The organism is Novosphingobium sp., assembly GCF_036820275.1.
Lineage (GTDB): Bacteria > Pseudomonadota > Alphaproteobacteria > Sphingomonadales > Sphingomonadaceae > Novosphingobium.
The window spans coordinates 118,570-142,240 of the sequence record NZ_DAISLT010000006.1 but is presented as its reverse complement, the minus strand read 5'-3'; the positions used below and the strand labels follow the sequence as shown (position 1 = coordinate 142,240).

At 65.3% G+C, this 23,671-nt stretch carries 26 protein-coding genes and 2 riboswitches; of the genes, 18 read left to right on the top strand and 8 right to left on the bottom strand.

The window, feature by feature from the left end:
* Positions 1-21: 21 nt before the first annotated feature.
* Entirely contained in the window at positions 22-540 is a 519-nt protein-coding gene (locus V7066_RS07195; protein ID WP_334182384.1) for a GNAT family N-acetyltransferase, read from the bottom strand.
* Positions 541-752: 212 nt separating this feature from the next.
* On the bottom strand, positions 753-1,934 hold the full coding sequence (locus tag V7066_RS07190) for a PQQ-dependent sugar dehydrogenase (protein ID WP_334182383.1): 1,182 nt from the start codon (positions 1,932-1,934) through the stop codon (positions 753-755).
* On the opposite strand from V7066_RS07190, the gene V7066_RS07185 reads away from it, so the two are divergent.
* The 4 genes from V7066_RS07185 to folP all read left to right on the top strand — a co-directional run bounded on the left by V7066_RS07185 (position 1,933) and on the right by folP (position 6,280).
* On the top strand, positions 1,933-2,565 hold the full coding sequence (locus V7066_RS07185; RefSeq protein ID WP_334182382.1) for a ribonuclease HII: 633 nt from the start codon (positions 1,933-1,935) through the stop codon (positions 2,563-2,565). The genes V7066_RS07190 and V7066_RS07185 overlap by 2 nt on opposite strands.
* Positions 2,562-3,476: an oxidoreductase gene (locus tag V7066_RS07180; RefSeq protein WP_334182381.1), complete on the top strand. Its 915-nt coding sequence runs from the start codon at positions 2,562-2,564 to the stop codon at positions 3,474-3,476. The genes V7066_RS07185 and V7066_RS07180 overlap by 4 nt, the downstream gene beginning before the upstream one ends.
* A gap of 326 nt (positions 3,477-3,802) precedes the next feature.
* Positions 3,803-4,936: a site-specific DNA-methyltransferase gene (locus V7066_RS07175; protein WP_334182380.1), complete on the top strand. Its 1,134-nt coding sequence runs from the start codon at positions 3,803-3,805 to the stop codon at positions 4,934-4,936.
* Between the two features lie 234 nt (positions 4,937-5,170).
* Positions 5,171-6,280, top strand: coding sequence for a dihydropteroate synthase (gene folP, locus V7066_RS07170; protein WP_334182379.1), 1,110 nt, complete (start codon positions 5,171-5,173; stop codon positions 6,278-6,280).
* Positions 6,281-6,288: 8 nt separating this feature from the next.
* Here the strand turns inward: folP and V7066_RS07165 are convergent, their stop codons facing one another.
* Positions 6,289-7,032: an SDR family NAD(P)-dependent oxidoreductase gene (locus tag V7066_RS07165; RefSeq protein WP_334182378.1), complete on the bottom strand. Its 744-nt coding sequence runs from the start codon at positions 7,030-7,032 to the stop codon at positions 6,289-6,291.
* 325 nt (positions 7,033-7,357) lie between these two features.
* Between V7066_RS07165 and V7066_RS07160 the strand changes: the two genes are divergently transcribed.
* Complete coding sequence (locus V7066_RS07160) at positions 7,358-7,729, top strand: hypothetical protein (RefSeq protein ID WP_334182377.1); 372 nt, start codon at positions 7,358-7,360, stop codon at positions 7,727-7,729.
* Positions 7,730-7,793: 64 nt separating this feature from the next.
* Here the strand turns inward: V7066_RS07160 and V7066_RS07155 are convergent, their stop codons facing one another.
* Positions 7,794-9,218 carry a sigma-54-dependent transcriptional regulator gene (locus tag V7066_RS07155; RefSeq protein WP_334182376.1) on the bottom strand — a complete coding sequence of 475 codons (1,425 nt, stop codon included), beginning with the start codon at positions 9,216-9,218 and terminating at the stop codon, positions 7,794-7,796.
* Positions 9,219-9,478: 260 nt separating this feature from the next.
* Here V7066_RS07155 and V7066_RS07150 point away from each other — a divergent pair, with 260 nt between their 5' ends.
* The 12 genes from V7066_RS07150 (at position 9,479) to V7066_RS07095 (ending at position 20,262) form a co-directional block, all read left to right on the top strand.
* Positions 9,479-9,604, top strand: coding sequence for an aa3-type cytochrome c oxidase subunit IV (locus V7066_RS07150; protein WP_334182375.1), 126 nt, complete (start codon positions 9,479-9,481; stop codon positions 9,602-9,604).
* 3 nt (positions 9,605-9,607) lie between these two features.
* Positions 9,608-10,741, top strand: coding sequence for an NAD(P) transhydrogenase subunit alpha (locus V7066_RS07145; RefSeq protein ID WP_334182374.1), 1,134 nt, complete (start codon positions 9,608-9,610; stop codon positions 10,739-10,741).
* Between the two features lie 26 nt (positions 10,742-10,767).
* Positions 10,768-11,085 carry an NAD(P) transhydrogenase subunit alpha gene (locus V7066_RS07140; protein ID WP_334182373.1) on the top strand — a complete coding sequence of 106 codons (318 nt, stop codon included), beginning with the start codon at positions 10,768-10,770 and terminating at the stop codon, positions 11,083-11,085.
* Positions 11,085-12,497 carry an NAD(P)(+) transhydrogenase (Re/Si-specific) subunit beta gene (locus V7066_RS07135; RefSeq protein ID WP_334182372.1) on the top strand — a complete coding sequence of 471 codons (1,413 nt, stop codon included), beginning with the start codon at positions 11,085-11,087 and terminating at the stop codon, positions 12,495-12,497. Before V7066_RS07140 ends, V7066_RS07135 begins: the two co-directional genes overlap by 1 nt.
* Positions 12,498-12,522: 25 nt before the next feature.
* Positions 12,523-12,840, top strand: coding sequence for a hypothetical protein (locus V7066_RS07130; protein ID WP_334182371.1), 318 nt, complete (start codon positions 12,523-12,525; stop codon positions 12,838-12,840).
* Between the two features lie 42 nt (positions 12,841-12,882).
* Positions 12,883-14,055 (top strand): deoxyguanosinetriphosphate triphosphohydrolase, encoded by a 1,173-nt coding sequence (locus V7066_RS07125; RefSeq protein ID WP_334182370.1) that lies wholly within the window; start codon positions 12,883-12,885, stop codon positions 14,053-14,055.
* Complete coding sequence (locus V7066_RS07120) at positions 14,048-14,740, top strand: NAD(P)H-binding protein (protein ID WP_334182369.1); 693 nt, start codon at positions 14,048-14,050, stop codon at positions 14,738-14,740. Before V7066_RS07125 ends, V7066_RS07120 begins: the two co-directional genes overlap by 8 nt.
* A gap of 91 nt (positions 14,741-14,831) precedes the next feature.
* Positions 14,832-14,935: riboswitch (glycine riboswitch) on the top strand.
* 1 nt (position 14,936) lies between these two features.
* Positions 14,937-15,059, top strand: a riboswitch (glycine riboswitch).
* 88 nt (positions 15,060-15,147) lie between these two features.
* Entirely contained in the window at positions 15,148-16,242 is a 1,095-nt protein-coding gene (gene gcvT / locus V7066_RS07115; protein ID WP_334182449.1) for a glycine cleavage system aminomethyltransferase GcvT, read from the top strand.
* Between the two features lie 12 nt (positions 16,243-16,254).
* Positions 16,255-16,626 (top strand): glycine cleavage system protein GcvH, encoded by a 372-nt coding sequence (gcvH, locus tag V7066_RS07110; RefSeq protein WP_334182368.1) that lies wholly within the window; start codon positions 16,255-16,257, stop codon positions 16,624-16,626.
* Positions 16,627-16,785: 159 nt separating this feature from the next.
* The gene (gcvPA, locus tag V7066_RS07105; protein WP_334182367.1) at positions 16,786-18,144 is read left to right on the top strand and encodes an aminomethyl-transferring glycine dehydrogenase subunit GcvPA; all 1,359 of its coding nucleotides are present in this window, start codon (positions 16,786-16,788) and stop codon (positions 18,142-18,144) included.
* Positions 18,141-19,742, top strand: a complete 1,602-nt coding sequence (gene gcvPB / locus V7066_RS07100; protein ID WP_334182366.1) for an aminomethyl-transferring glycine dehydrogenase subunit GcvPB — start codon at positions 18,141-18,143, stop codon at positions 19,740-19,742. Before gcvPA ends, gcvPB begins: the two co-directional genes overlap by 4 nt.
* A gap of 4 nt (positions 19,743-19,746) precedes the next feature.
* Positions 19,747-20,262, top strand: coding sequence for a DUF1453 domain-containing protein (locus V7066_RS07095; protein WP_334182365.1), 516 nt, complete (start codon positions 19,747-19,749; stop codon positions 20,260-20,262).
* A gap of 97 nt (positions 20,263-20,359) precedes the next feature.
* Here V7066_RS07095 and V7066_RS07090 read toward each other — a convergent pair whose 3' ends face one another.
* The 3 genes from V7066_RS07090 to V7066_RS07080 all read right to left on the bottom strand — a co-directional run bounded on the left by V7066_RS07090 (position 20,360) and on the right by V7066_RS07080 (position 21,819).
* Positions 20,360-20,488 carry an entericidin A/B family lipoprotein gene (locus V7066_RS07090; protein ID WP_132263030.1) on the bottom strand — a complete coding sequence of 43 codons (129 nt, stop codon included), beginning with the start codon at positions 20,486-20,488 and terminating at the stop codon, positions 20,360-20,362.
* A 147-nt stretch (positions 20,489-20,635) separates the two neighbouring features.
* On the bottom strand, positions 20,636-20,767 hold the full coding sequence (locus tag V7066_RS07085; protein WP_147219672.1) for an entericidin A/B family lipoprotein: 132 nt from the start codon (positions 20,765-20,767) through the stop codon (positions 20,636-20,638).
* Positions 20,768-20,832: 65 nt separating this feature from the next.
* A complete protein-coding gene (locus V7066_RS07080; RefSeq protein WP_334182364.1) occupies positions 20,833-21,819 on the bottom strand; it encodes a DMT family transporter in 987 nt (328 codons plus the stop codon).
* 44 nt (positions 21,820-21,863) lie between these two features.
* On the opposite strand from V7066_RS07080, the gene V7066_RS07075 reads away from it, so the two are divergent.
* Entirely contained in the window at positions 21,864-22,070 is a 207-nt protein-coding gene (locus V7066_RS07075) for a hypothetical protein (RefSeq protein ID WP_334182363.1), read from the top strand.
* Positions 22,071-22,080: 10 nt separating this feature from the next.
* On the opposite strand, the gene V7066_RS07070 is transcribed toward V7066_RS07075, so the two are convergent.
* Positions 22,081-23,577 carry a CpaF family protein gene (locus V7066_RS07070; RefSeq protein WP_334182362.1) on the bottom strand — a complete coding sequence of 499 codons (1,497 nt, stop codon included), beginning with the start codon at positions 23,575-23,577 and terminating at the stop codon, positions 22,081-22,083.
* Positions 23,578-23,671 lie beyond the last annotated feature (94 nt).

Genomic DNA, 23,671 nt, shown 5'->3' with positions numbered 1-23,671 from the left:
TGCCCCGGAAGCTGTGTCGGATCAGCGCAACCAGGGACCGAGCATGCCCTCGCGCGGGAGCACGGCGGGGTTCTCGCAGCGGACGAGCAGGCGGTGACGCTCGAACGGGCCGGGGAGGCTCCAGCCTTGCGTCCACTCGTTACTGTAGCCCCAGAAGCGGCCGTAGTACTCGGGATCGCCGACCATGACCTGCGGCAGCGGTGCGCGCGAGTCGATGCCGGACATCGCCGCCGACATCAGTGCCTGGCCGTAGCCCTGGCCCTGATGGCCGGGCATGACCGCGACCGGGCCGACCATGATCATCGGATGGGCGCGGCCTTCGGGATCGTTGAGCGCCACCGGCCAGCACTGGATCGTGCCGACCAGCATTTCTTCGGTGTCCAGCGCGGCGAAGCTGAGGCCGGGCAGCCAGTCCACGCCCTCGCGCACCTTATAGGCGGTGCGCTTGTGTCGCTCGGGTTCGAACGCGCTGTCGAGGAGGGCCTCGACGAGAACGGGATCGACATTGTCGAGCGGAATGAGAGTGGCAGCTTCGGACATGGCGCGCGCCACTAGGTGCGGCGCGCGCATTTGTCGATTCAATTCGCAATGGCTCCCGGCGGTGTCATCCGGGTAAGCGGCCTGTTTCCACGTCATGCTGAACTTGTTTCAGCATCCATTTTGCCGAACAGACCGAAGCCCGAGCGGCACGATGGATGCTGAAACAAGTTCAGCATGACGAGTGTTCTAGACGAGGCGGTGTGCCTCGACGGTTACGTTTTCGGCGTCAGCTTGAGCAGGTGTCCCGAGGCGTCCGCCGGGCCGTCTTCCAGCAGCCAGATCGTGCCGTCGGCGCCTTGCTCGATCTCGCGGATGCGGTTTTCGAGCGGGTAGCGGGCTTCTTCCACGGCCTTCTCGCCGTCGATCCGGACGCGGACCACGCCGGGCACGGTGAACGAGGCGATCAGCACCTGCCCTTGCCACTGCGGGAACAGCGGGCCGGAATAGAAGATGAAGTCACCCGGCGCGATCACCGGGTTCCAGCTGATCGCCGGTGCGGCAAGATCCGGGCGCGTGGAATGGCGTGGGATCGGCTTGCCGTCGTAATGGTCGCCGTCGGAGACCAGCGGCCAGCCGTAGTTCTGCCCCGGCTTCACGAGATTCAGCTCGTCACCGCCTGCCGGGCCGTGTTCGAGGTCCCAGAGCCGCCCCTTGTCGTCGAAGGCGAGGCCGAGCACGTTGCGATGGCCGTAGGACCAGATCTGGTTGGTCGGCGCGGGCTTGTCGGCCCAGGGATTACCGGGCGCGGGCGTGCCGTCCGGCAGGAGGCGGACGATCTTGCCGAGATTGGTGCCAAGGTCCTGCGCCGGGGTAAACTTCTGCCGCTCGCCCGAACTGACGAAGAGATATTTGCCGTCCGGCGAGAAGGCGAGGCGGTGCGAGTAATGGCCCTGTCCCGTTACCTTGGGCACCTGGCGCCAGATCACCGAAAGGCCCTGGATCGCGCAGGCCGTCGGCTGCGGGCAGGAGAGGGTGCCCTTGCCGACTGCCGCGCCGCGCGTGTCGCCCTGACCGGCCTCGGCCCAGCTGAGGTAGATGACCCGGCCGTCGAGCGTGGCGCCCTTCTGGTCCGGCGCAAAGATCACGTCGCCGAGGCCGCCTTGGCCGCCGTAATCGACCTTGGGCGCGCCCGAGACGGTGCCGGGGGTGCCGTCCGCGAGGCGCAACTTGATCGTGCCCTTCTTTTCGGTGACGATCATCGCGCCGGTCGCCTTGTCGATCGCCATGGCCCAGGGTTCGTCGAAACTCGCGACCTGTTCCACCTTGAACGGCGCTTCGTCGGAGGATGCGGCGGAAGCCTTGTCCCCGGTGGCTGCGGCGCCGCAGCTTGCCAGCACGAGGGCGACGGGCGATACCGCCGCAAGGAACGATCTGGAGATAATCGGCTTGGTCATGTCGGTCGCACCCCTGAATGAATTTGGCCTCCCTCTAACGAACCGCCTCGTCATCGGTGTCGACGAAGCGGGGAGAGGGCCTCTGGCAGGGCCGGTTGTGGCGGGTGCGGTGGTGCTGTGCAAGCCCCGGCCTTCCGGGCTGGACGATTCCAAGAAGCTCTCGGGCAAGCGCCGGGCCGAACTGGAAGCCACGATCAAGCGCCGCTGCCGCTGGGCCGTGGGCGTCGTGGACGTGGAGGAGATCGACCGCATCAACATCTTCGGAGCGACGATGCTGGCGATGACCCGCGCCGTCGCCGCGCTTTGCGATCAGCTCGGTCAGGACCCGCACGAGGTGCTGATCGACGGCAACATGACGCCGATGAACCGCACGGCCGAGTGGCGCTGGCAGGCCCGTGCCATCGTCGGCGGCGACGCGTTGGAGCCCTGCATTTCGGCGGCCTCGATCATCGCCAAGGAGCACCGCGATCGCCTGATGCGCGAACTGGCCGAAGCGCATCCGCATTACGGGTGGGAGCGCAATGCCGGTTACGGCACCGCGCAGCATCTGGCGGCGCTGCGCCTGCACGGTCCCACGCCGCACCATCGCCGCAGTTTCTCTCCGGTCGCGCAGCTGGAGATGGCGCTTTGAAGGGCTTCACCGCCGCCTCGGTCGCCGGGCAGGCGGGCAAGTGCTTCCTCGTCACCGGCGCCAATACCGGGATCGGCTACGAGGCGACCCGCGTGCTGGCGGCACGCGGCGCGCGCGTGCTCATGGCCTGCCGTAGCGAGGAGAAGGCGCGGCTTGCCATGGAGCACATCCGCATGGAGGTGCCCGGCGCCAATCTTGCCTTCGTGCCGCTTGACCAGGCCGACCTGTTCAGCGTGCGCGAATGTGCCGAGCAGGTCGCGCGGGACGAGCCACGGCTCGACGTACTGGTCAACAATGCCGGGGTCATGGTGCCGCCGCTCGAACGCACCGTGCAGGGGCACGAGTTGCAGTTCGGGGTGAACCATCTCGCGCCCTTTGCGATCACCGGGCTGTTGCTGCCAAAGCTTTCCGAGACGCCCGGCGCACGGGTGGTGATCACCGCCAGCCTTGCGCATGTGCGGGGGCGGATCGCCTGGGACGATCTCGATGCGCGCCGCAGCTACCGGGCGCGTCAGCGTTATGGCGACAGCAAGCTGGCGAACCTGCTTCACTTGCTGGAACTGGACCGCCGCCTGCGTGCTGCCGGTTCGCCGGTCAGCGCGATGGCCTGTCATCCCGGTATCGCAGCGACCGAACTGGGGCGCAATTCGCTGGGGTTCCGGCTGCTGTTCCCGTTGGCGGGGGTGGTGCTCAACAGCGCCGAGGACGGTGCCTGGCCCACGCTCCAGGCTGCGGCCGATCCCGGTGCGGCACCGGGCGAGTATTATGGCCCGCAGCGGTTCCTCGGAATGTCCGGCCCTTCCGGCATCGCGAAGCGCAAAGCCACCGCCCGCGATGCGGAGGCGGCGCGCCGGCTTTGGGAAGTCAGCGTGCAGATGACGGGCATCGATTGCGGCCTGGCCGGTCTCTGAAGGGTTCGGGAAGGGCGCTTTGAATCTTTCCGGCACAGCGTTTCACGAAGAAGATTCAGTCACCGAAAAGCAGGTCGTCCCGAGTATGCCGGCAAGAGCCTGAAATGCCGCCCTTCGGGAAATTTTTCTCGGTGAGTCCGAGGAGTCACAACCCCCATATCTTGAGTCCTACGAGTCGATCCTGACTCGACATCTTGTGCCGGATTCGTTTTGTTCCGTTTGCTGAACAAGTGAATCACTAGGGAATCCCACGAGTCGCGGGTTGACGCTGAGTCCGGAAAGACTCACTAGGGCGTCAATCCACAGTTCAATTTCCCGGAGCAAACATGGGCCAGATACTCGTCAAGCAGAAGATCCGCGCAGCCGCGCCGGCGCCTACGCCGAAGGAACTTCTGCCGCTTGGCCAGATCATTCCGGGCGACTGCATCGAAGCGATGCGTTCGATCCCCGATGCCAGCGTCGACATGGTCTTCGCCGATCCGCCCTACAACCTCCAGCTCGGCGGCGATCTTGCCCGTCCGGACGGCAGCCACGTCGATGCCGTCACCAACGACTGGGACAAGTTCTCCAGCTTCGCCGCCTACGACCAGTTCACCCGCGACTGGCTGACCGAAGCGCGCCGCGTGCTCAAGCCCGAGGGTTCGCTGTGGGTGATCGGTTCGTACCACAATGTCTTCCGCCTCGGCGCGATCATGCAGGACATGGGGTTCTGGATCCTCAACGACATCATCTGGCGCAAGGCCAACCCGATGCCGAACTTCAAGGGCACCCGCTTCACCAATGCGCATGAGACGCTGATCTGGGCCTCGATGGGCGAGAAGTCGAAGTACACCTTCAACTATCGCGCGATGAAGACGCTCAACGACGAGCTTCAGATGCGTTCGGACTGGGTCCTGCCGATCTGCAACGGTTCCGAGCGCCTGAAGAAGGGCGGTCGCAAGGTCCACCCGACGCAGAAGCCGGAAGCGCTGCTCTATCGCGTTATGCTGGCCACCACCAATGCGGGCGACGTCGTGCTCGACCCGTTCTTCGGCACCGGCACCACCGGCGCCGTCGCCAAGCGCCTCGGCCGCGAGTGGATCGGCTGCGAGCGTGAGGGTGACTACCGCGAAGCCGCGCTGGAACGCATCGAGATGGCGCTGCCGCTCGACGAGCGCGCGCTGAAGACCATGCAGTCGAAGCGCAGCGCCCCCAAGGTCGCCTTCGGCACCCTGATCGAGACCGGCTGGATCAAGCCCGGCACGAAACTGACCGACAAGAAGGGCCGCTTCGAGGCCATCGTCCGCGCCGACGGTTCGCTGGCTTGCGGCAATGCCAACGGTTCGATCCACGGCCTCGGCAAGGAATTGCAGGAAGCGCCCTCGTGCAACGGCTGGACCTTCTGGCACCTGGAGCACGAAGGCAAGGTCAAGCCGATCGACGCCATCCGCCAGCTCTACATCCTCGCCACGGAGCCGTGAGGTTGGCGCTTAGCCTTCTCGCGCCCTTGTGAGCGTAACGAAGAAACCCCGGAGCGGCTTTTGTCGCTCTGGGGTTTCTTCGTTGGTTTTGCCTCTTCGCGGATATCCGGGGATTGAACGCAGGCCTGAGTTTGAAAGGTGTGCCGGTTTGCGAGGCACGCGATTAGCCAGAGGTAATCGCGCGCCTCGCAAAACCTGTTCTTCATGGTCAGCGCCCGCGCTATGGGGCCTGTCATGACCCGCACCGTTTACATCCGCCCGACCGCCTTTGCCGACAGCCCCCAGAGCGAGGAGGGCGAAGCAATCCGCCTGGGCGGTTCGATGGTCTGGGCCAGTCGGTTCGCGCTGATCGTGCGGGAGAACGGCAAGGTTCTCTCCCGCCGCCGGTTCGGGGCCGGAGAGGCCGCGGAGGCCCTGGCGACGCTTCCTGCCGATCTTGGCGCCGAGGCGGAACTCCAGTGGTCCAACTTGCGCAAGGTCCATGCGCCGCTCGTCTGCGGCGCGCGCACGATTCGGCTGGAGCAGCCGCAGATCGCCGGCATCCTCAACATCACGCCCGACAGTTTCTCCGACGGCGGCAAGTTCCTCGACGACGCGCAGATCGCCTCGGACCATGCCGCCGCGATGCTGGAGGCGGGTGCGGCGATGATCGACATCGGCGGCGAGTCCACCCGGCCCGGCGCAGCGGCGGTATGGGAAGGCGACGAACTGACCCGCGTGGTGCCGATGGTCGAGCGACTGGCGGCGATGGGCGCGGCCATCAGCGTCGACACGCGCCGTCCGGCGGTGATGGAGGCCACGCTGAAGGCGGGCGCGCATATCATCAACGACGTTTCCGCCTTGCGCCACGATCCGCGCAGTCTGGAATTCGCGGCGGCCTCGGGCGCGCCGGTGGTGCTGATGCATGCGCCGGGCGACGGCGATGATCTCCACTCGAACGGCGACTACGACGATGTCGTGCTCGACGTGTTCGACTGGCTGCGCGCATGTCGTGACACCGCCGTGGCGGCGGGGATCGCCCCGGAGAACATCCTGCTCGATCCCGGCGTCGGCTTCGGCAAGACGCTGACCGAGAACCTCCAGCTAATGAACGGGCTGGCGCTGTTCCATGCGCTTGGCCAGCCGCTTTTCGTGGGTGCGAGCCGCAAGCGCATGATCGGTGCCCTGTCGAACGAGGCACCGGCCCACCAGCGGCTCGGCGGTTCGGTCACGCTGGCGCTCAAGGCGATGGACGCGGGTTCGCACATCATCCGTGTCCACGACGTGGTGGAAACGGTTCAGGCCGCCCGCGTCTGGCGGGGGCTGCGCGATGCGGCGCTCACCGACTTCGCGCAGCTTCCCTGAAAGTTCGGTCAGACCGCAAGGTAGCCGCCGTCGACCGGATAGTACGAGCCGGTCACGAAGGACGCGCGCTCGGAGAGCAGGAAGGCCGTGACCGAGGCGATTTCCTCGGGGCTGGCCAGCCGGTTCAGCGCGTGCTTGGCGGCAAGTCCGGCCCGCTCCTCGGCCGTCATGGTCTTTTCCAGCGCGGGCGTGGAAACGAAGCCGGGGCCGACGGCATTCACGCGCACACCTGCATCCGCATAGTCGAGCGCGGCCACCTTGGTCATGCCGACCAGGGCATGCTTTGCCGTGACGTAAGCGGCGGAACCGGACCATCCCACGGCGCCGAGGATCGAGGCCATGTTGACGATAGCGCCGCCGCGGCGCTCGACCATGGCGGGGATCTGGTATTTCATCGCATAGAACACGCTGTTGAGATCGACATCGAGCACGCGCGACCAGGAATCGAGCGGGATGTCCGCCAGCTTCATCGAAGGCGCGCCGATCCCGGCGTTGTTCACGGCGAAGTCCAGCCGGTCGAACATGCCGAGCGTGAAGGCAACCAGCGCCTCGTTCGCGGCCGGATCGGCGACATCGAGACGGAACACCGCCGTGCGCTCGGCGCCAAGTTCCTGCGACAGGGCACGGGCGGCTTCCTCGTCGAAATCGGCTATCACGACGCGCCCGCCGAGGTTCACGAGTTCGCGTGCTACCGCCGCGCCGATTCCCGAGGCCGCGCCCGTGACGATGCCTGCCTTGTCCTTGAAATCCATGATCTTCATCTCCTGATGAGGCCTCAACTCTCAGGCTAGCAGGGAGGTCCGGGAGACTTCGATGCTTTCTTTGCAAGGCGCTGCGCGCGGATCGGCACTCTGCCGGAGGACGATTTCGCGACAAAAGTGGCTCGGCGATGAACTGGGGATTGCGGGGATATGAACGACTTCCCCCTGGTGTGTCGCCCTGTGAACGCACCGGCCGGAACGTCGCGTAACCGGCGCGGTTCGTCCCGGTGGCGGGAGGAAAATCGCGAACGCGCTCGTTTCGCTAACGAACGCAGGCAATCGGGCCCGCGTTGTTCAAGCGAAAGGGAGATGTCCCGTGAAGCAGACCAACAAGCCCCGCACCGCCCTCGTTGCGCTCGTAGCCGTTCCGGCCCTGGCGCTTCCGGCCGTAGCCATGGCCGTGCAGCCGATCATGTACGAGGAGAAGGTCGCCCGTAACGAGGAAGCGCTGGTCATCCAGAACCCGATCGGCGGCGTCCAGAACAGCAAGTGGTACAATTATCGGGCCAACGTGAACGAAAGCCAGAAGGAACTGTCGAGCGACCTGCGTCATGCCTCGGACATCGAGGATCGCCGCGATGCCTGGGAGGAATATGCCGGCGAGTTGCACAAGGAACGCGGCAAGTATGTCAGCTATATGAGCAAGCGTGGCTACCGCGTGCCGCAGGTCTACTTCGAGAACCTGTAACGCCGGTCAGCGGAGGAATGCCGACAGGTCAGGCTTGTCGGCATTTTTCGTGCCCGCGCGGCGCTTAGGCCGCGTTGTCGATGCCGAGTTCGCTGAGTTTGCGATAGAGTGTCGAGCGGCCGATCCCGAGCCGCCGCGCCACTTCGGTCATGCGGCCGCGATAGAGTCCGATGGCGAGCCGGATCACGTCGGCTTCGATCTCGTCGAGTGGGCGCAAGTTGCCGTCCGGCGTGTAAAGCATGACGCCCGCGCTTTCCTGCATCGGGTTCCCGGTAGCCGGCACGAGGCCCGAGCCAAGGATGTTGAGGAGCTGCGGGAAATCTTCCGAAGTCAGGGCGTCGCCGTCGCAGAACACCGCTGCGCGGAATAGTACCGCCTGGAGCTGACGGACATTGCCCGGCCAGTCATAAGCGGCAAGCAGGGAGAGCGCGCCATCGGTGATGCCCAACTCGCGCAGGCCCGGCTGCTCGCCGATGCGGGCGAGGAAAAAGCGGGCGAGGGCGGGAATATCGCCGATGCGTTCGCGCAGCGGCGGCAGGCTGACTTTGGTCGGCGACAGGGCTTCCAGCAGTTCGGGCAGGAAATGGCCTTCGCTGACGAGGTCCTGCAAAGGCAGGTTGCTGGCAGCTATCAGGCGGGCATCGATGCGGAACGAATGGCGCGCACCGATCGGGCGCACGTCGCTCTTGCGGATCGATTCCAGCAGGCGTTCTTGCACGGAAAGCGGCAGGCGGTCGATCTCGTCGAGCGCGAGCGTGGCGCCGTCGCAATGTTGGAGCGCGCCGATCTGCCGGTCGAAAGCACCGGGGAAGGCGCCTTTTTCGTGGCCGAACAGCGTGGATTCGATGGAATTGGCCGGTAGTCCACCGACATTGACGATCCGCAGCGGCGATTTCGCGCGCGGGCTGGCCGCGTGCATCGCCCGGATCAGCATCTCCTTGCCTGAGCCGGTGTCGCCTTCGATCAGCACGGGACCATGCCCGCGCGCGGCCTTGGCGGCGACGGCCAGCGCCTTGCGGAAGTTCGGTGCGGCCCCGATCATCGATTCGAAATCGGGGTTGGAAGGCATCTTCTCGGTGAGCGGCGCCAGTTCGTCGCGCGGGGCTTCGCGTGTGGTGGCGGAGCGCAGGGCGTGCATCAGCCGGTCCGGAGCGACCGGTTTCACCAGATAGTCGGTCGCGCCTGCACGCATGGCCTCCACCGCGAGGAGCGGCGAAGTGCTGGCGGTGAGCATGAGGATCGGCAGGGCCGGGCGGCGGGATTTCAGCTCGGCGATCAGCGCGCAGGCGTCGTCTCCGGGAACCCATTGGTCGAGGATGATCGCGGAAAGCTGCATGCCCTGCCGCGTGCCGAGCGTGGCGATCGCGGTCTCGGAATCGCGCGCGATGACCGTGCGCCAGCCTTCCCGCGCCGCCAGCGCGGAGACCAGGCGGCTCTGGGCCGGCTCGTCATCGATGAGCATGAGGAGGCGCTGTTCCTGGTCCGCCATAATTCGCCCGCCCGTGTCGCCTCCTTGGTGTTGCCTAGCGCATGTAGAAGAAACCGGTAAAGAGCGGATTAAGGCTCCGATCGGTTCATTGCAAATATCGGAAGTCTATTCGGAAATTCGCGGTAGGCAAATTCCGGAGTGCCCTTTGGGTTTTTGCATCCGACCTGGATCATGTCACAGGTGCTTGGCTCTTGATGCGTGAGCATTCCTGCGGTTAAGTATCCTCCACAATAGCGATAATCATTAGGGGATACCGTTTCATGGCTTCAGGCAACGATATCAAGACCGCTACCGAGACCTACAACGGCTTCGTCAAGGTCACGGCCTGGAGCACCGGGGTCATCATCGTCATCGTCGCCTTTGTCGTCAGCCTGATCGCCCGCTAGGCCGTGGCGGCAGGCACGCGGATCGCCGTTCTTCGCGAGCGGGCATCCGGTGAGACGCGGGTTTCGGCAACGCCCGAAACCGTCCGCAAACTGATCGGCCTCGGCGCGCAGCTCGCAGTCGAAAGCGGGGCCGGATCGAGCGCCAGTATCGCCGATGCGGATTATCTGGCGGCGGGGGCTGAAATCGGTACGGCGGAGCAGGTGCTCGCCGGGGCCGATATCGTCTTCGGTATCCAGGGACCCGACCCTTCGCTGCTTGGGCCGGTTCGGCCGGGCGCCTGGATCGTCGCCGGTCTCGATCCTTTCGGCCAGCACGGCCGCGTGGAGGCTTACGCGGCGTCGGGGTTGGAAGCGCTGGCGATGGAATTCATGCCGCGCATCACCCGCGCGCAATCGATGGATATCCTGTCCTCGCAGTCGAATCTGGCCGGTTACAAGGCGGTGCTCGTCGCCGCCAACATCTATGGCCGCGCCTTTCCGATGATGATGACCGCCGCCGGTACGGTCAGTGCGGCCAAGGCTTTCATCATGGGCGTGGGGGTCGCCGGATTGCAGGCGATCGCGACCGCCCGCCGCCTCGGCGCGCAAGTGTCGGCCACGGACGTGCGCTCGGCGACGAAGGAGCAGATCCTCTCGCTCGGAGCCAAGCCGATCTTCGTCGAGAACGTCGCCGGAATCGAAGGCGAAGGATCGGGCGGCTATGCCACCGAAATGAGCGAGGAATACCGGCGCGCGCAGGCGGAACTGGTCTCCAGCCATCTCGCTAAGCAGGATATCGTCGTCACGACCGCCCTGATCCCCGGCCGCGCCGCACCGCGCCTGATCTCCGACGCGCAGATCGCGACGATGAAACCGGGCAGCGTGATCTTCGATCTCGCCGCACCGCAGGGCGGCAATGTCGAGGGCTGCGTGGCCGACGAGGTGGTGGAGCGTCACGGTGTCAGGATCGTCGGCTATTCCAACACGCCCGCGCACTTGCCCGCCGATGCCTCAGCCCTGTTCGCGCGCAACCTGTTCAATTTCCTCTCGGCATTCTGGGACAAGGAACAGGGCAAACCGGTCCTCGACGAGGAAATCGGCAACGCCATCCGCCTGACCCAGGGCGGGAAAGTGGTTCACGAGCGGCTGCTCGCCTGAAGAGCGCTTAGAAGGGAAGGGGGCTCATGGACTTCATCTCGATCCTGTCGATCTTCGTACTGGCCTGTTTCGTGGGCTATTACGTCGTCTGGTCGGTGACGCCGGCGCTGCACACGCCGCTCATGGCGGTCACCAATGCGATTTCCTCGGTCATCGTCGTCGGTGCACTGGTCGCCAGTGCGGCGCAGGGCTCGCCGCTGGCCAAGTGGCTGGGGCTGGGCGCGGTGGTGCTCGCCAGTGTCAATATCTTCGGCGGCTTCGCCGTCACCGAGCGGATGCTGGCGATGTACAAGAAAAAGGACAAGCCGGCGCCCAAAACCACCGATAACGGAGGCACGCGCTGATGGAGGTTCATGCCGTGAACCCATGGGTCGCCGGAGCCTATCTGGTGGCTGGGGTCTGCTTCATCCTCGCCTTGCGCGGACTGTCATCACCGGCCACGAGCCGAAGAGGCAATCGCTACGGCATGGTCGGGATGGCCATAGCGGTCGCGACGACGCTCGTGACTCACGAGATCGCCAGCCTGCCCGAGATCCTCGTCGCCATCGCGATCGGCGGCGGCTTCGGCTTCGTGATCGCCCGGCGCATCCAGATGACGGCGATGCCGCAGCTCGTCGCCGCGTTCCACTCACTGGTCGGTCTCGCGGCAGTGCTGGTCGGGATTGCTGCCTACTACAACCCGTCGGCGTTCGGCATTCTCGATGCGAGCGGACTGGATATCCTCAAGGGCAGCCGGATCGAGATGGGGCTGGGCGTCGCCATCGGCGCCGTGACGTTCTCCGGTTCGGTGATTGCCTTTGCCAAGCTCAATGGCAACATGAGCGGCGCGCCGATCCTGCTTCCCGCCCGTCATGTCATCAATCTCGGCACGCTGCTGGCGATCGTGGTGCTCGTCGGCCTGTTCCACTGGAACACGCCGACGCTGTTCTGGGCGATCGTGCTGCTCAGCTTCGCGATCGGTTTCCTGCTGATCATCCCGATCGGCGGGGCGGACATGCCGGTCGTCGTCTCGATGCTCAATTCCTATTCGGGCTGGGCGGCGGCCGCCATGGGCTTCACGCTGCACAACACGGCGATGATCATCACCGGGGCGCTGGTCGGTTCCTCGGGCGCGATCCTCAGCTACATCATGTGCCGGGCGATGAACCGCAGCTTCCTTTCCGTGATCGCCGGTGGTTTCGGTGCCGAGGCCGGAGCGGGCGGCGCGGCCGCCGCGACGGACCGACCGTGGAAACGCGGTTCGGCCGAGGACGCCGCGTTCCTGATGAAAGAGGCGGAGAACGTCATCATCATCCCCGGCTACGGCATGGCTGTGGCCCAGGCCCAGCACGTCCTGCGCGAGATGGGCGACCAGCTCAAGGCGCACGGCGTCGGCGTGAAATACGCGATCCACCCGGTCGCGGGCCGTATGCCGGGGCACATGAACGTGCTGCTGGCCGAAGCGAACGTGCCGTATGACGAAGTCTTCGAACTGGAAGACATCAACGGCGAGTTCGCCCAGTGCGACGTCGCCTTCATCATCGGCGCCAACGACGTGGTGAACCCCGCCGCCAAGACCGACAAGAGTTCTCCGATCTACGGAATGCCGGTCTTCGACGTGGAGAAGGCCAAGACCATCTTCTTCATCAAGCGTTCGATGGGCGGGCAGGGCTATGCGGGGGTCGACAACGACGTGTTCTACATGGACCAGACCATGATGCTCCTCGCCGATGCGAAGAAGATGGTCGAGGATATCGTGAAAGCGCTGGCAGACTGATGCGGCGGCCTTATAGGGCCGCCGCATGTTGCGCATCTTCAAGCGAATCCTGCTGCTCGTCGGTCTTGTCGTCGTGCTCGTTCTGGGCGCCCATCTCTATGCCGGGTGGCGGCTGCGCACGGCGCTGGTGGAGGCGGGCCTATCGGACCGGGTCGCCACTTGCATGTCGAAGCGCATGGTCAAGCGGCTCAGCCTGCCGCAACTGATGAAGCTGCGGAATCTCGAAGGCGACAAGCCGACACTCGGCGCCTGGGTTAGGGCCGTGAAGCAGGTCGACGACAGCGAGGTCATTCTCGTGACCACCTCGTCGGCGGCCTTGTGCAGGACGGGACTTGCTCGCTAGTAGGGCGCCGAGAGCAAGCCAGCTTTCGGGAAAGACACCAGCTTGACCCCTGAACCTACCCTTGCACCTTACGCTTCCGATCCGGCCCGTTCGCGCGGCCGCGAGTTCTCCGTGGACGCGAGCCTGCCGCGCGGCCAGCGCAGCCCCTACCAGCGCGACCGCGACCGGATCGTCCATTCGATCGCCTTCCGCCGCCTGCGCTACAAGACCCAGGTCTTCATCGCGCCGGATGGCGACCACTACCGCGTGCGCCTGACGCACAGCCTGGAAGTAGCGCAAGTCGCCCGCGTGATCGCCCGCATCCTCCGTCTGGACGAGGACCTGACCGAAGCGCTCGCTCTTGCGCACGATATCGGCCATCCGCCGTTCGGCCATGCCGGTGAGGACGCGTTGGATGCCGCGCTGCACAAGGCGGGTGGGTTCGATCACAACGCCAATTGCCTGCGCACGCTGATGCGGATCGAGAGTCCCTATTGCGAGCACGACGGGCTGAACCTGACCTGGGAGACGCTGGAAGGTCTCGCCAAGCACAACGGCCCGGTCAGTGAGCCGAACTGGGCGCTGGCCGAACTCGACGCGGCCTATGGCCTGGAATTGGGCACTTACGCCTCGCTCGAAGCGCAAGTGGCGGCGCTGTCCGACGACATCGCCTACGACAACCATGACATCGACGACGGCCTGCGCGCGGGCTTCCTCGATCTCGACGAACTGCTCGCGCATCCGTTCATCGTGCCGCGCTGGGCCGAAGTCGAGCGCCGCTATCCCGGCGTGCCTCGTGACCGCCAGCTCGCGGAGCTGATCCGCAGCCAGATCGGCTTCATGGTCAATGACTTGCTGGACGAAACGAAGAAGCGTCTGATCGGCATCGAGAGCGTCGATCAGGTGCGCAGCGCTGGCCGCCAACTCGTGGCCTTCTCGCCCGAAGTCGAGGAAGGCGAGCGCCAGTTCAAGCGCTTCATGTACGAAAAGCTCTATTACCACCCGGAACAGCTTGAGACTGCCCGCCGCGCTCGTGCGCTTCTGGCGGAACTCTACTCGGCCTACTCGCAGGAGCCGGTGTTGATGGAGGAGAGCTGGATCGACGGACTGCCGCGCCATGAACCGGCGCGCAGCCGCCATATCGCCGACTACATCGCGGGCATGACCGATCGCTACGCCATCTCCTGCCATGCCCAGATCTACGGCAGCACCCCTGAAGGGCTGCGCAATGTCTGATACGATTGCGGCGGGGCGACGGATCTGCCTCGTCGGTGCCAGCGGTCTCGTCGGTTCGGCGGTGATCGAGGAAAGCATTGGCCGCACGGACCTGCGCATCATCGGCGTGGCGCGGCGTGAAGTGTCCTTGCCGAAAGGTGCGCGGCTGGAAATCCTCCTCGGCGATACGGCGCAATGGCCGGTCCTGATCGAGGCCGCCCATGCCGACGTGTTCGTCTGTGCCCTCGGCACGACCCGCAAGGCGGCGGGCAGCGACGATGCCTTTCGCGTGGTCGATCATGATCTCGTGCTGGAGACCGCCAAGGCGGCGCGTCTGGCCGGGATCGACCGCATGATCCTGGTTTCCTCGGTGGGTGCCGATCCCGAGAGCGGCAATCTCTACTTGCGTACCAAGGGCGAAGTGGAAAACGCGCTCGGCGAACTCGGTTTTGCCCGTCTCGACATTCTTCGGCCCGGTCTGCTTCGTGGAAAACGCGAGGAAGACCGGCCGCTCGAATGGGCGGGGCAGGTGGTTGCACCCTTGGCGGACATACTGGTGTTTCATGCAAGACTGCGCCGGTTCCGCTCGATTGCCGCAGTCCGTCTGGCGCAAGTGATCCTGACGCTTTCCGGTGAAACAGTGCCGGGCCGGTTCGTCCATGAACACGATTCCATGGTGGAAATCCTGCGCGGCGCAAGATTCTGAGGTAATAGATCTACCGGTGGTGGAAATTGTGATGCAGTGCAGCGTGATTGCGTTGACTTGCACGCAGCGCTCCAGCAATTGACGAAATATCGCTGACAGCGCGGGAGAGACCTGCTGATTCGCATCTGCGAAAAGGTGGGCGCCGAAGGAGCAACCGCCCCGGAATCTCTCAGGCAAAAGGACCGCGCCAAGTCGATAGCGAGACTCTGGAAAGTGTCTCATTCCCATCGGGATTGAGGCCGCCGACGGTGTAACTTTGGCCTGCCTGTCATGGGCGTGTCGAGGGAAGCTCTCAGGTTTCCGTGACAGAGGGGGCACCTGGAATGGTGTGCCGAACTGTGCGGAGTCATGTCTTGAGCGAATACCCGATTTCCGATTCCGATCAGGAACCCGAAGAACTGGCCCCGATGCTGCTGCCGCTGGACGGCTGGCACCGCGATCACGGCGGCCGCATGGTCGAATTCGCCGGTTACATGATGCCCGTTCAGTACGAAGGCATCATGGCCGAGCACCTCTGGACGCGTGAGAGCGCTGGCCTGTTCGACGTCAGCCACATGGGCCAGCTGCTGGTCACCGGCGAGGAAGACGCGCAGACCGACGTGGAACCGGCGCTGGAAGCCGCGCTGCCGATCGACCTTTCGACGCTGAAGCTGGGCGCGGTGCGCTATTCGCTGCTGCTGGACGAGAACGGCGGCATTCTCGACGACCTGATGGTCTCGCGCTGGCCGGGCGGTTTCTACCTGGTCGTCAACGGCGCCACCAAGTGGGACGATATCGGTACGCTGCGCGAATATCTGCCCGACGACATCACGCTCAACCACCTGGACGATCGCGCGCTGCTGGCGCTGCAAGGTCCTAAAGCGGTTGATGCGCTCGAACGCGTTGCGCCGGGCGTTGCCGCACTCACCTTCATGAAGGGCGGCCGTTTCACGCTGGGCGGCGTCGATGCCTGGATCAGCCGCTCGGGCTACACCGGTGAGGACGGCTTCGAAATTTCGATCCCCGGCGAAGCTGCCGCCGACGTGGCCGACTTGCTGCTTGCCCAGCCCGAAGTGAAGCCGATCGGCCTTGGCGCGCGGGATTCGCTGCGTCTCGAAGCTGGCCTGCCGCTCTATGGTCATGACATGGATCCCGAGCGCGGCCCGGTTGAGTCCGGCCTTGCGTTCGGTGTCAACAAGCGCCGCCGCCTGGAAGGCGGCTTCCCCGGCGCCGAGCGCGTCCAGCGCGACTTCGCTGAGGGCACCGCGCAGAAGCGCATCGGGCTGAAGCTCGAAGGCCGTCAGGCCGCGCGTGAAGGCGCCAAGGTTTTCCATGGTGAACAAGAGGTTGGCGTGGTGACTTCGGGCGGTTTCTCGCCCTCGCTCCAGCATCCCATCGCCATGGCCTATGTCGACGCTGCCTTCGCGGCGGACGGCACGGCCCTTTCCATCGAAATCCGGGGCAAGAAGCTCGACGCCACAGTCGCAGCCATGCCCTTCGTCCCCAACCGCTATCACCGCTGAGGAAATTCTCCCATGACCCGTTATTTCTCGCAGGAACACGAGTGGATCGAAATCGAGGGCGACCTCGGCACCGTGGGCATCACCGATTACGCACAGGGCCAGCTTGGCGACATCACCTTCGTCGACCTGCCCGCCGAAGGCGCGACCTTTGAAAAGGGCGATTCGGTTGCCGTCGTCGATTCGGTGAAGGCCGCTTCGGACGTCTACACCCCGGTTTCGGGCACCATCGCCGAAACCAACGAAGTTCTGGCCGACCAGCCGGAACTGGTGAACACCGACGCCGAAGTCGGCGGCTGGCTGTTCCGCATCACCCTGTCGGACGCTTCGGAACTGGAAGCGCTGATGGATGAGGCGGCCTACAAGGAATATGTCGAAAGCCTCTGACGTCCAGTCCTCCCCGGAACGGGGAGGGGGACCGTCCGCAGGACGGTGGAGGGGACTTGCCGCCAGGCGCGACAGTCGCGCCAGGCCGAGAATCCCCTCCGTCAGCCTTCTCAGGCTGCCACCTCCCCCACGGGGGAGGACAATCATGCAGGAAACCCCATGCGCTATCTTCCCCTGACTCCGGCCGACCGTGCCGAGATGCTCGGCGTCATCGGCGCCGCCAGCGTTGACGATCTCTTCGTCGACGTGCCCGCCGAAGCCCGCCTGTCCGGCCCGATCGAAGGCCTGCCTGCTCACGCCAGCGAAATGGCTGTCGAGCGGCACATGTCCGCGCTTGCGGCCAAGAACCTCTCGGCCGGCACCGCACCGTTCTTCATCGGCGCGGGCGCCTATCGCCATCACGTTCCGGCCTCGGTCGATCACCTGATCCAACGCGGCGAGTTCCTGACCGCCTACACGCCCTATCAGCCGGAAATCGCGCAAGGCACGCTGCAGGTGCTGTTCGAGTTCCAGACGCAGGTTGCGCGCCTGTTCGGCACCGACATCGCCAACGCATCGATGTACGACGGTTCGACCGCGTGCTGGGAAGCCATCCTGATGGCCAGCCGCATCACCCGCAAGACGCGCGCCGTGCTGTCCAGCGGCCTGCACCCGCACTACGCCGAAGTGGTGCGCACGATGGCTAAGTTCACCGAAGACGACATCGTCTCGCTGAAGCCTGAACTGGTGGCCGAAGCCGATGACGCCGCCGTGATCGCCGCGATCGACGACAAGACCTCCTGCGTCGTCGTCCAGTATCCGGACGTGATGGGCCGCATCCCCGATCTGGCAGCGATTGCCGATGCCGCGCACGCCAAGGGCGCGCTGCTGGTGGCGGTCGTCACCGAGCCGGTGGCGCTGGGCATGATCGAGGCGCCGGGCGCGCTGGGTGCCGATATCGTCGTAGGCGAAGGCCAGTCGATCGGCGTTGGCCTGCAGTTCGGCGGTCCGTACCTCGGCCTGTTCGGCTGCCGCGAGAAGTTCGTGCGCCAGATGCCAGGCCGTCTCTGCGGCCAGACCGTGGACGCCGAAGGCAAGCGCGGCTTCGTGCTGACGCTCTCCACGCGCGAACAGCACATCCGCCGCGAGAAGGCGACCAGTAATATCTGCACCAATTCAGGGCTTTGCGCGCTGGCTTTCAGTATTCACCTGACCCTTCTGGGCGGTGAGGGCCTGGCGCAGCTTGCTGCCGTGAACCACGACAAGGCGCAGACCCTGATCGAGCGTCTGGCCAAGGTGCCGGGCGTGAAGGTCCTGAACGACGCCTACTTCAACGAGGCAACCGTGGTGCTGCCGCGCGACGCCCGCGAAGTCGTCCGTGACCTCGCCGACCGCAAGGTGCTGGGCGGCGTTTCGCTCGGCCGCCTGTTCCCGGAGAACAGCGATCTGCACAAGGGCCTGCTGGTAACGGCGACCGAGACCGTGACCGACGAGGATATCGAAACCTTTGCCCGTGAGCTTGAAGGAGTGCTGGCATGAACGCGGTAAACGCAAGCGGCTGGCGCCCGAGCATGGGTGAAGCCGGTGAAGGCACGACCTTCAAGACCGCTTCGGGCGACTATGGCCTGATGCTGGAAGAGGCGCTGAGCTTCGAACTCGGCTCGTCCGAGAAGTGCGGCGTCGATCTCGACAAGCCCAGCCGTCCGGCGGCTGCGGGCCTGTCGAAGTTCCTGCGCAAATCGACCCCGGCGCTGCCGGGCCTGACCGAGCCGGAAACCGTGCGCCACTACACCCGCCTGTCGCGCCAGAACTACGCGATCGACCTCGGGCCGTTCCCGCTCGGTTCGTGCACGATGAAGCACAATCCGCGCCTGAACGAGAAGATGGCCCGCCTGCCGGGCTTTGCCGACGTTCACCCGCTCCAGCCGCAGAAGACGGTCGAGGGCGCGCTGGAAGTGATCGAGCAGCTGGCCGACTGGCTGATCACGCTGACCGGCATGGCCTCGGTGGCGATGAGCCCGAAGGCCGGTGCGCATGGCGAACTTTGCGGTCTGCTCTGCATCCGCGCCGCACTCGATGCGCGCGGTGAGAAGCGCGATGTGGTGTTGGTGCCTGAAAGCGCCCACGGCACCAACCCGGCGACCGCCGCTTTCGCGGGCTTCAAGGTCCAGTCGATCCCGGCGACCCCGGAAGGCCGCGTCGATGTAGAGGCGCTGAAGGCGAAGCTCGGGCCCAACGTCGCGGGCGTGATGATCACCAACCCGAACACTTGCGGCTTGTTCGAGCCCGATATGAAGGCGATCGGCGATGCTGTCCACGCAGCCGGCGGCTACGTCTACTGCGACGGCGCGAACTTCAACGCCATCGTCGGCAAGGTGCGCCCGGGCGACCTCGGCGTCGACGCCATGCACATCAATCTGCACAAGACCTTCTCCACCCCGCACGGCGGTGGCGGCCCGGGTGCCGGTCCGGTCGTGCTGTCCGAAGCGCTGGCGCCTTTCGCGCCGCTGCCCTTCGTCAGCCGCGGTGAAGACGGCCGCGTCCACCTCGTCGAAGAGGAAAACGCGGGCGAGGGCCATGCGCAGGCATTCGGCCGCATGGTCGCCTTCCACGGCCAGATGGGCATGTTCACCCGCGCGCTGACCTACATCCTCAGCCACGGCGCGGACGGTCTGCGTCAGGTGGCCGAGGACGCGGTGCTCAACGCCAACTACGTCCTACGTTCGTGCGAGGACCTGCTGCCGGCACCCTTCGCCAAGAGCGGCCCGTGCATGCACGAAGCGCTGTTCAGCGATGCCGGTCTGGCCGAGGGCTTTTCCACGCTGGATATCGCCAAGGGCCTGATCGACGAGGGCTTCCACCCGATGACGGTCTACTTCCCGCTGGTGGTGAAGGGCGCGATGCTGGTCGAGCCGACCGAGACGGAGAGCAAGGCCGGCCTCGATCGCTTCATCGGTTCGCTGCGCAGCCTGGCCCAGCGCGCCAAGGACGGCGATCAGAGCCTGCACAGCGCACCGCACTTCGCACCGCGTCGCCGTCTTGACGAAACGCTCGCGGCGCGCAAGCCTGTGCTCGTGTGGCAGGGCACGCCGGGTGAGCCGGCGACGCCCTCGCTGAGCGAATTCGGGGGTAGCTGAGCTTATGGGGGGAAACGGATACGCGGCCTGGCTGCCGTTGCTGATATTCGCCGGGATCATGGCCTGGCGCTTTCGCAGCCTTGAAAAGGCCCGGCCGCTCCGTCTCCCCCTGCTCTGGATCGCGCCGGTGATCGTCGCGGCGGCGGTAAGCGTGGCGCTCTACGGCATGCCGCCCAGTCTGTTGGGCTGGACGGCGCTCGCGGCAGGCTTCGCCATCGGCGGCGGGATCGGCATGCAGCGATCGCGCCTCATGCGGCTCCATGTCGAGGGCGAGGGAAACGAGGCGCGGGTGATGATGCGCCAGTCGCCGCTGGCGTTGCTGTTGCTGCTCGTGGTCTTTGCGGCGCGGCGCATGATCCTGCCCGGCGGCATGGCCATGGGCGCGTCCCATCCCGCGGCGAACGCGCTGATCATGACCGACGCCATGCTGGGCTTCGTGCTGGGGATGGTGGTGGTGAGCCGCCTCATCCTCTGGCAGCGGGCGCGGGCGATGGTCGCCGCGCATATAACCGACAGCTGAGACTTCCTCCGCGACCTTCCTTCGAAAAAAATGCGGCGCGAAACGGGGTTTTCCGTTTCGCGCCGCATTTGTGTTCGAGCGGGTCGCTGACGTCGTGTCAGGTCGCGCGATCGACTGCGTTTGCCGCCGATTCGATGTCCTGGCCAACGCCGCGAACGGTATTGCAGGCCGCCGCTCCGAGCACGAGGCCCGAGACTGCGAGCGCCAGAACCGCTTTCCTGATCATGATGGCTTTACCCTTCCAAAGGCGGCGCTCGCGGTGAGCGCCTCCATCCGTCGCTAATCCATTCGGAAATCGAGGGGAAGGGGCCTGTGTTCGCGGCCTGCCATGCCGATGCGGCGTTATGTCGCACCGGCAGGCATTCGCTTCAGGTTACTTGATGGCGTCTTCGCCAGCCTGGCCGACCGACTGGACGTCCTTTCCGGCGCCCTTCACGGTATTGCAGGCCGATGCCGAAACGACGATGCTGCCAACCACGAGGGCGAGAACCAGTTTCTTGACCATTGTCGGACTCCTTATTCATGCGGGTTCCCGGCATTTCATGCGGGAGCGAAAGGAGCAACTCGCAGTCAGGCGCGCGGTTCCCGGATGTCGGGCGTGGCGGGAACGGTTTCCTCCGCGGCGCTTTCGTCGAGCGCCGATGTGGGCGAAATCCGCCGGGACAAGTGATGCTCGCGCCAGGTGATGATGAGCCCGGCGGCGATGATGAGCGGGGCGCCCAGCCAGGTTGCGGCAGGTGGCAGGTGGTCGAAGATCGCGTATCCGTAGGCCGTAGCCCAGATCAGCGCGGTGTAGTCCATGACCACCACGGTGGCGACCGCGCCATGGCGCAGCGCGGCGGTTATGAGCAATTGCGCGAGCGTTCCCGCCAGCCCTACGGCGACGAGCAGCAGCCAGATCTGGGGCGGGTGCCGCTGGCCGTAGAACGGTAGGAGGACGGATGCGAACAGCGAGCCGAAAAAGGCGAACCAGAACACGCAGGCGATCGGGGCTTCGGTCCGGGCGAGGTCGCGGATCTGGAAGCTGACCATGGCGACGATCACGCCCGCGCCAAGTCCTGCGGCAAGACCCGCGAGGGGCAGGGCTCCGGCTTTTCCGCCGATCAGGGTCGCGGGCTGGGTGATGATGAGCACGCCCACGAAGCCCAGCAAGACCGCCAGCCAGCGCCATGGTCCCACGCGGTCGCGCAGGACCACAGCGGTTATCAGCACCGCGAAGAGCGGCGCAGTGAAGCCCAGTGTCGTACCCACCGAGAGCGGCAGCAACATCGCCGCCGTCACATTGCAGACGAGGCCCAGCGTGCCCGAAGTGGCGCGGAAGGCATGCGAGGAGAGGCGACGCGTCTTGAGCGCGCCGATCCTGCCCGTCGCCAGAAGCCATCCGGCAATGAGCGGCACGGCCATGGCCTGGCGCCAGAACACCATTTCCGGGGCCGAGACGCCGCGTTCGCCCGCCAGCTTGATGAGCATGAACATCGTCGAGAGCATCATCATCGCCATCAGCCGCAAGGCGATGGCGAGCAGGGGGCGGTCTTGGCGGGATGGGACGGTGCTCACCGACTGGGCTTTAACTTCGCCGCAGAAGGAGGCAAGGGCGCTGCATGAACGATTCGGACAAGATCATGGGCGCCGTGGGTGCCCTGGCGGCGCTCGTGGCAGCTGTTGCCTGGATCGGCGACCGGCGCCGGATGAAGCGCCGCGACCTTGACCGCGTGGGCTTCATGCCGTGGACGTCCGTGTTCTTCTTCGCACTGATGGCGGCGGTGTTGCTGCTGGGCGTGGTCGGCAAGGACCTGTTCAGGGGCTAGTTCTGCCTGTTCAGAGGCAGGCTTCGAGATAGGCCTGGTCGAAGCCGAACTGGCGCGCCTTTTCCAGCGTGTAGGGGCGCAGGCCGGAGCTACGGAATTCGCCGATGATCTTGCCGTCGTCGGTCTCGTCCAGATACTCGAACTTGAAGAGTTCCTGGGTGACGATCACGTCGCCCTCCATGCCGATGACTTCGGTGATGTTGGTGGTGCGACGCGAACCGTCGCGAAGGCGCTTCACCTGCACGATGATGTCGACCGACTCGGCGATCTGGCGGCTGATGGCTTCCTTGGGGATCTTGATGTCGCCCATCAGGATCATGTTCTCCATACGGCCAAGGCACTCGCGCGGGCTGTTGGCGTGGAGCGTACACATCGAGCCGTCGTGGCCGGTGTTCATGGCGGCGAGCAGATCGAAACATTCGGCGCCGCGAATTTCGCCGAGGATGATGCGGTCGGGCCGCATGCGCAGGGCGTTCTTCACGAGGTCGCCGATGGTGATCGCGCCTTGCCCTTCGAGGTTCGGCGGACGGGTTTCCAGCGGCAGCCAGTGCGGCTGCTGGAGGCGCAGTTCGGCGGCGTCCTCGATCGTCAGCACGCGCTCGCCCGGGTCGATCATCTTGGATAGGGCATTGAGCATCGTCGTCTTGCCCGAGCCGGTGCCGCCCGAGATGACGATGTTCATCCGGCAGGCGCCGGCGATCTTGAGCGCGGTGGCCATCTTGTCGCTCATCGAACCGAAGTCCTTGAGCATGTCGATGGTGATCGGCTTCTCGGAGAATTTACGGATCGAAATGGCAGTGCCGCGCAGCGAGAGCGGCGGCACGATCACGTTGACGCGGCTGCCATCCTTGAGGCGGGCGTCGGCCAGCGGAGTGGTCTGGTCGACGCGGCGGCCGACCTGGTTGACGATGCGCTGGGCGATCTGGAACAAGTGCTGCTCGTCGCGGAACTTGGTGGGGGCGAGCTGGAGTTTGCCCTTCTTTTCGATGTAGGTCTGGTTCGGACCGTTGACCATGATGTCCGACACGTCGGGATCGTTCAGCAGCTCTTCCAGCGGGCCGAAGCCGAGCAGTTCGTCGATCAGCACTTTTTCCAGCGCGAACTGTTCGCGGCGGTTGAAGGTGATCTTGAGCTCGGCGAGGACTTCCATGATGATCGGACGGAATTCCTCGGACAACTCGTCCTTGGTCAGCGTCGCGGCGGCTTCGGGATCGACGCGTTCCAGCAGGCGCGGAAGAACCTGCTCCTTGATCTTGTGGATCGAGGCTTCGAAGCCGCTCTGCTCGGACTGGTCCTCCTGCACGGCATTGGCACGGTCGGCGAGGCGCGACATGGCGTCCTCGCGCGAATTCTTCGGGCCGGTGCGCTCGGCGGGAAGAGGGAAGGGATCGGCCGCAAGAGGAGCAGTCGCTTCCGCGCCCACCTTGAGCGGCTTGGCCACGCCGAACGCGGGCCGGGCGCCCTGACCCAGACCGCCCATGCCGCCGCGTCGCCCGAATGCAGTCATCTCTTCGTCAACCCTTTCAACGCCCGGCTTTCAGCCGTGGCGGAGCACCCGTGATGCGCGCAGGATTAAGGTTGAAACTTTGATAACTTCCTAA

What these genes read in the sequence shown, in the direction of transcription:
- V7066_RS07195 (WP_334182384.1), bottom strand. Translation starts at nt 540, where the DNA reads ATGTCCGAAGCTGCCACTCTCATTCCGCTCGACAATGTCGATCCCGTT.
- V7066_RS07185 (WP_334182382.1), top strand. Translation starts at nt 1,933, where the DNA reads ATGTCGGTCGCACCCCTGAATGAATTTGGCCTCCCTCTAACGAACCGC.
- V7066_RS07190 (WP_334182383.1), bottom strand. Translation starts at nt 1,934, where the DNA reads ATGACCAAGCCGATTATCTCCAGATCGTTCCTTGCGGCGGTATCGCCC.
- V7066_RS07175 (WP_334182380.1), top strand. Translation starts at nt 3,803, where the DNA reads ATGGGCCAGATACTCGTCAAGCAGAAGATCCGCGCAGCCGCGCCGGCG.
- folP (WP_334182379.1), top strand. Translation starts at nt 5,171, where the DNA reads ATGACCCGCACCGTTTACATCCGCCCGACCGCCTTTGCCGACAGCCCC.
- V7066_RS07165 (WP_334182378.1), bottom strand. Translation starts at nt 7,032, where the DNA reads ATGGATTTCAAGGACAAGGCAGGCATCGTCACGGGCGCGGCCTCGGGA.
- V7066_RS07155 (WP_334182376.1), bottom strand. Translation starts at nt 9,218, where the DNA reads ATGGCGGACCAGGAACAGCGCCTCCTCATGCTCATCGATGACGAGCCG.
- V7066_RS07150 (WP_334182375.1), top strand. Translation starts at nt 9,479, where the DNA reads ATGGCTTCAGGCAACGATATCAAGACCGCTACCGAGACCTACAACGGC.
- V7066_RS07140 (WP_334182373.1), top strand. Translation starts at nt 10,768, where the DNA reads ATGGACTTCATCTCGATCCTGTCGATCTTCGTACTGGCCTGTTTCGTG.
- V7066_RS07135 (WP_334182372.1), top strand. Translation starts at nt 11,085, where the DNA reads ATGGAGGTTCATGCCGTGAACCCATGGGTCGCCGGAGCCTATCTGGTG.
- V7066_RS07130 (WP_334182371.1), top strand. Translation starts at nt 12,523, where the DNA reads ATGTTGCGCATCTTCAAGCGAATCCTGCTGCTCGTCGGTCTTGTCGTC.
- V7066_RS07120 (WP_334182369.1), top strand. Translation starts at nt 14,048, where the DNA reads ATGTCTGATACGATTGCGGCGGGGCGACGGATCTGCCTCGTCGGTGCC.
- gcvT (WP_334182449.1), top strand. Translation starts at nt 15,148, where the DNA reads ATGCTGCTGCCGCTGGACGGCTGGCACCGCGATCACGGCGGCCGCATG.
- gcvH (WP_334182368.1), top strand. Translation starts at nt 16,255, where the DNA reads ATGACCCGTTATTTCTCGCAGGAACACGAGTGGATCGAAATCGAGGGC.
- gcvPA (WP_334182367.1), top strand. Translation starts at nt 16,786, where the DNA reads ATGCGCTATCTTCCCCTGACTCCGGCCGACCGTGCCGAGATGCTCGGC.
- gcvPB (WP_334182366.1), top strand. Translation starts at nt 18,141, where the DNA reads ATGAACGCGGTAAACGCAAGCGGCTGGCGCCCGAGCATGGGTGAAGCC.
- V7066_RS07095 (WP_334182365.1), top strand. Translation starts at nt 19,747, where the DNA reads ATGGGGGGAAACGGATACGCGGCCTGGCTGCCGTTGCTGATATTCGCC.
- V7066_RS07090 (WP_132263030.1), bottom strand. Translation starts at nt 20,488, where the DNA reads ATGATCAGGAAAGCGGTTCTGGCGCTCGCAGTCTCGGGCCTCGTGCTC.
- V7066_RS07085 (WP_147219672.1), bottom strand. Translation starts at nt 20,767, where the DNA reads ATGGTCAAGAAACTGGTTCTCGCCCTCGTGGTTGGCAGCATCGTCGTT.
- V7066_RS07075 (WP_334182363.1), top strand. Translation starts at nt 21,864, where the DNA reads ATGAACGATTCGGACAAGATCATGGGCGCCGTGGGTGCCCTGGCGGCG.
- V7066_RS07070 (WP_334182362.1), bottom strand. Translation starts at nt 23,577, where the DNA reads ATGACTGCATTCGGGCGACGCGGCGGCATGGGCGGTCTGGGTCAGGGC.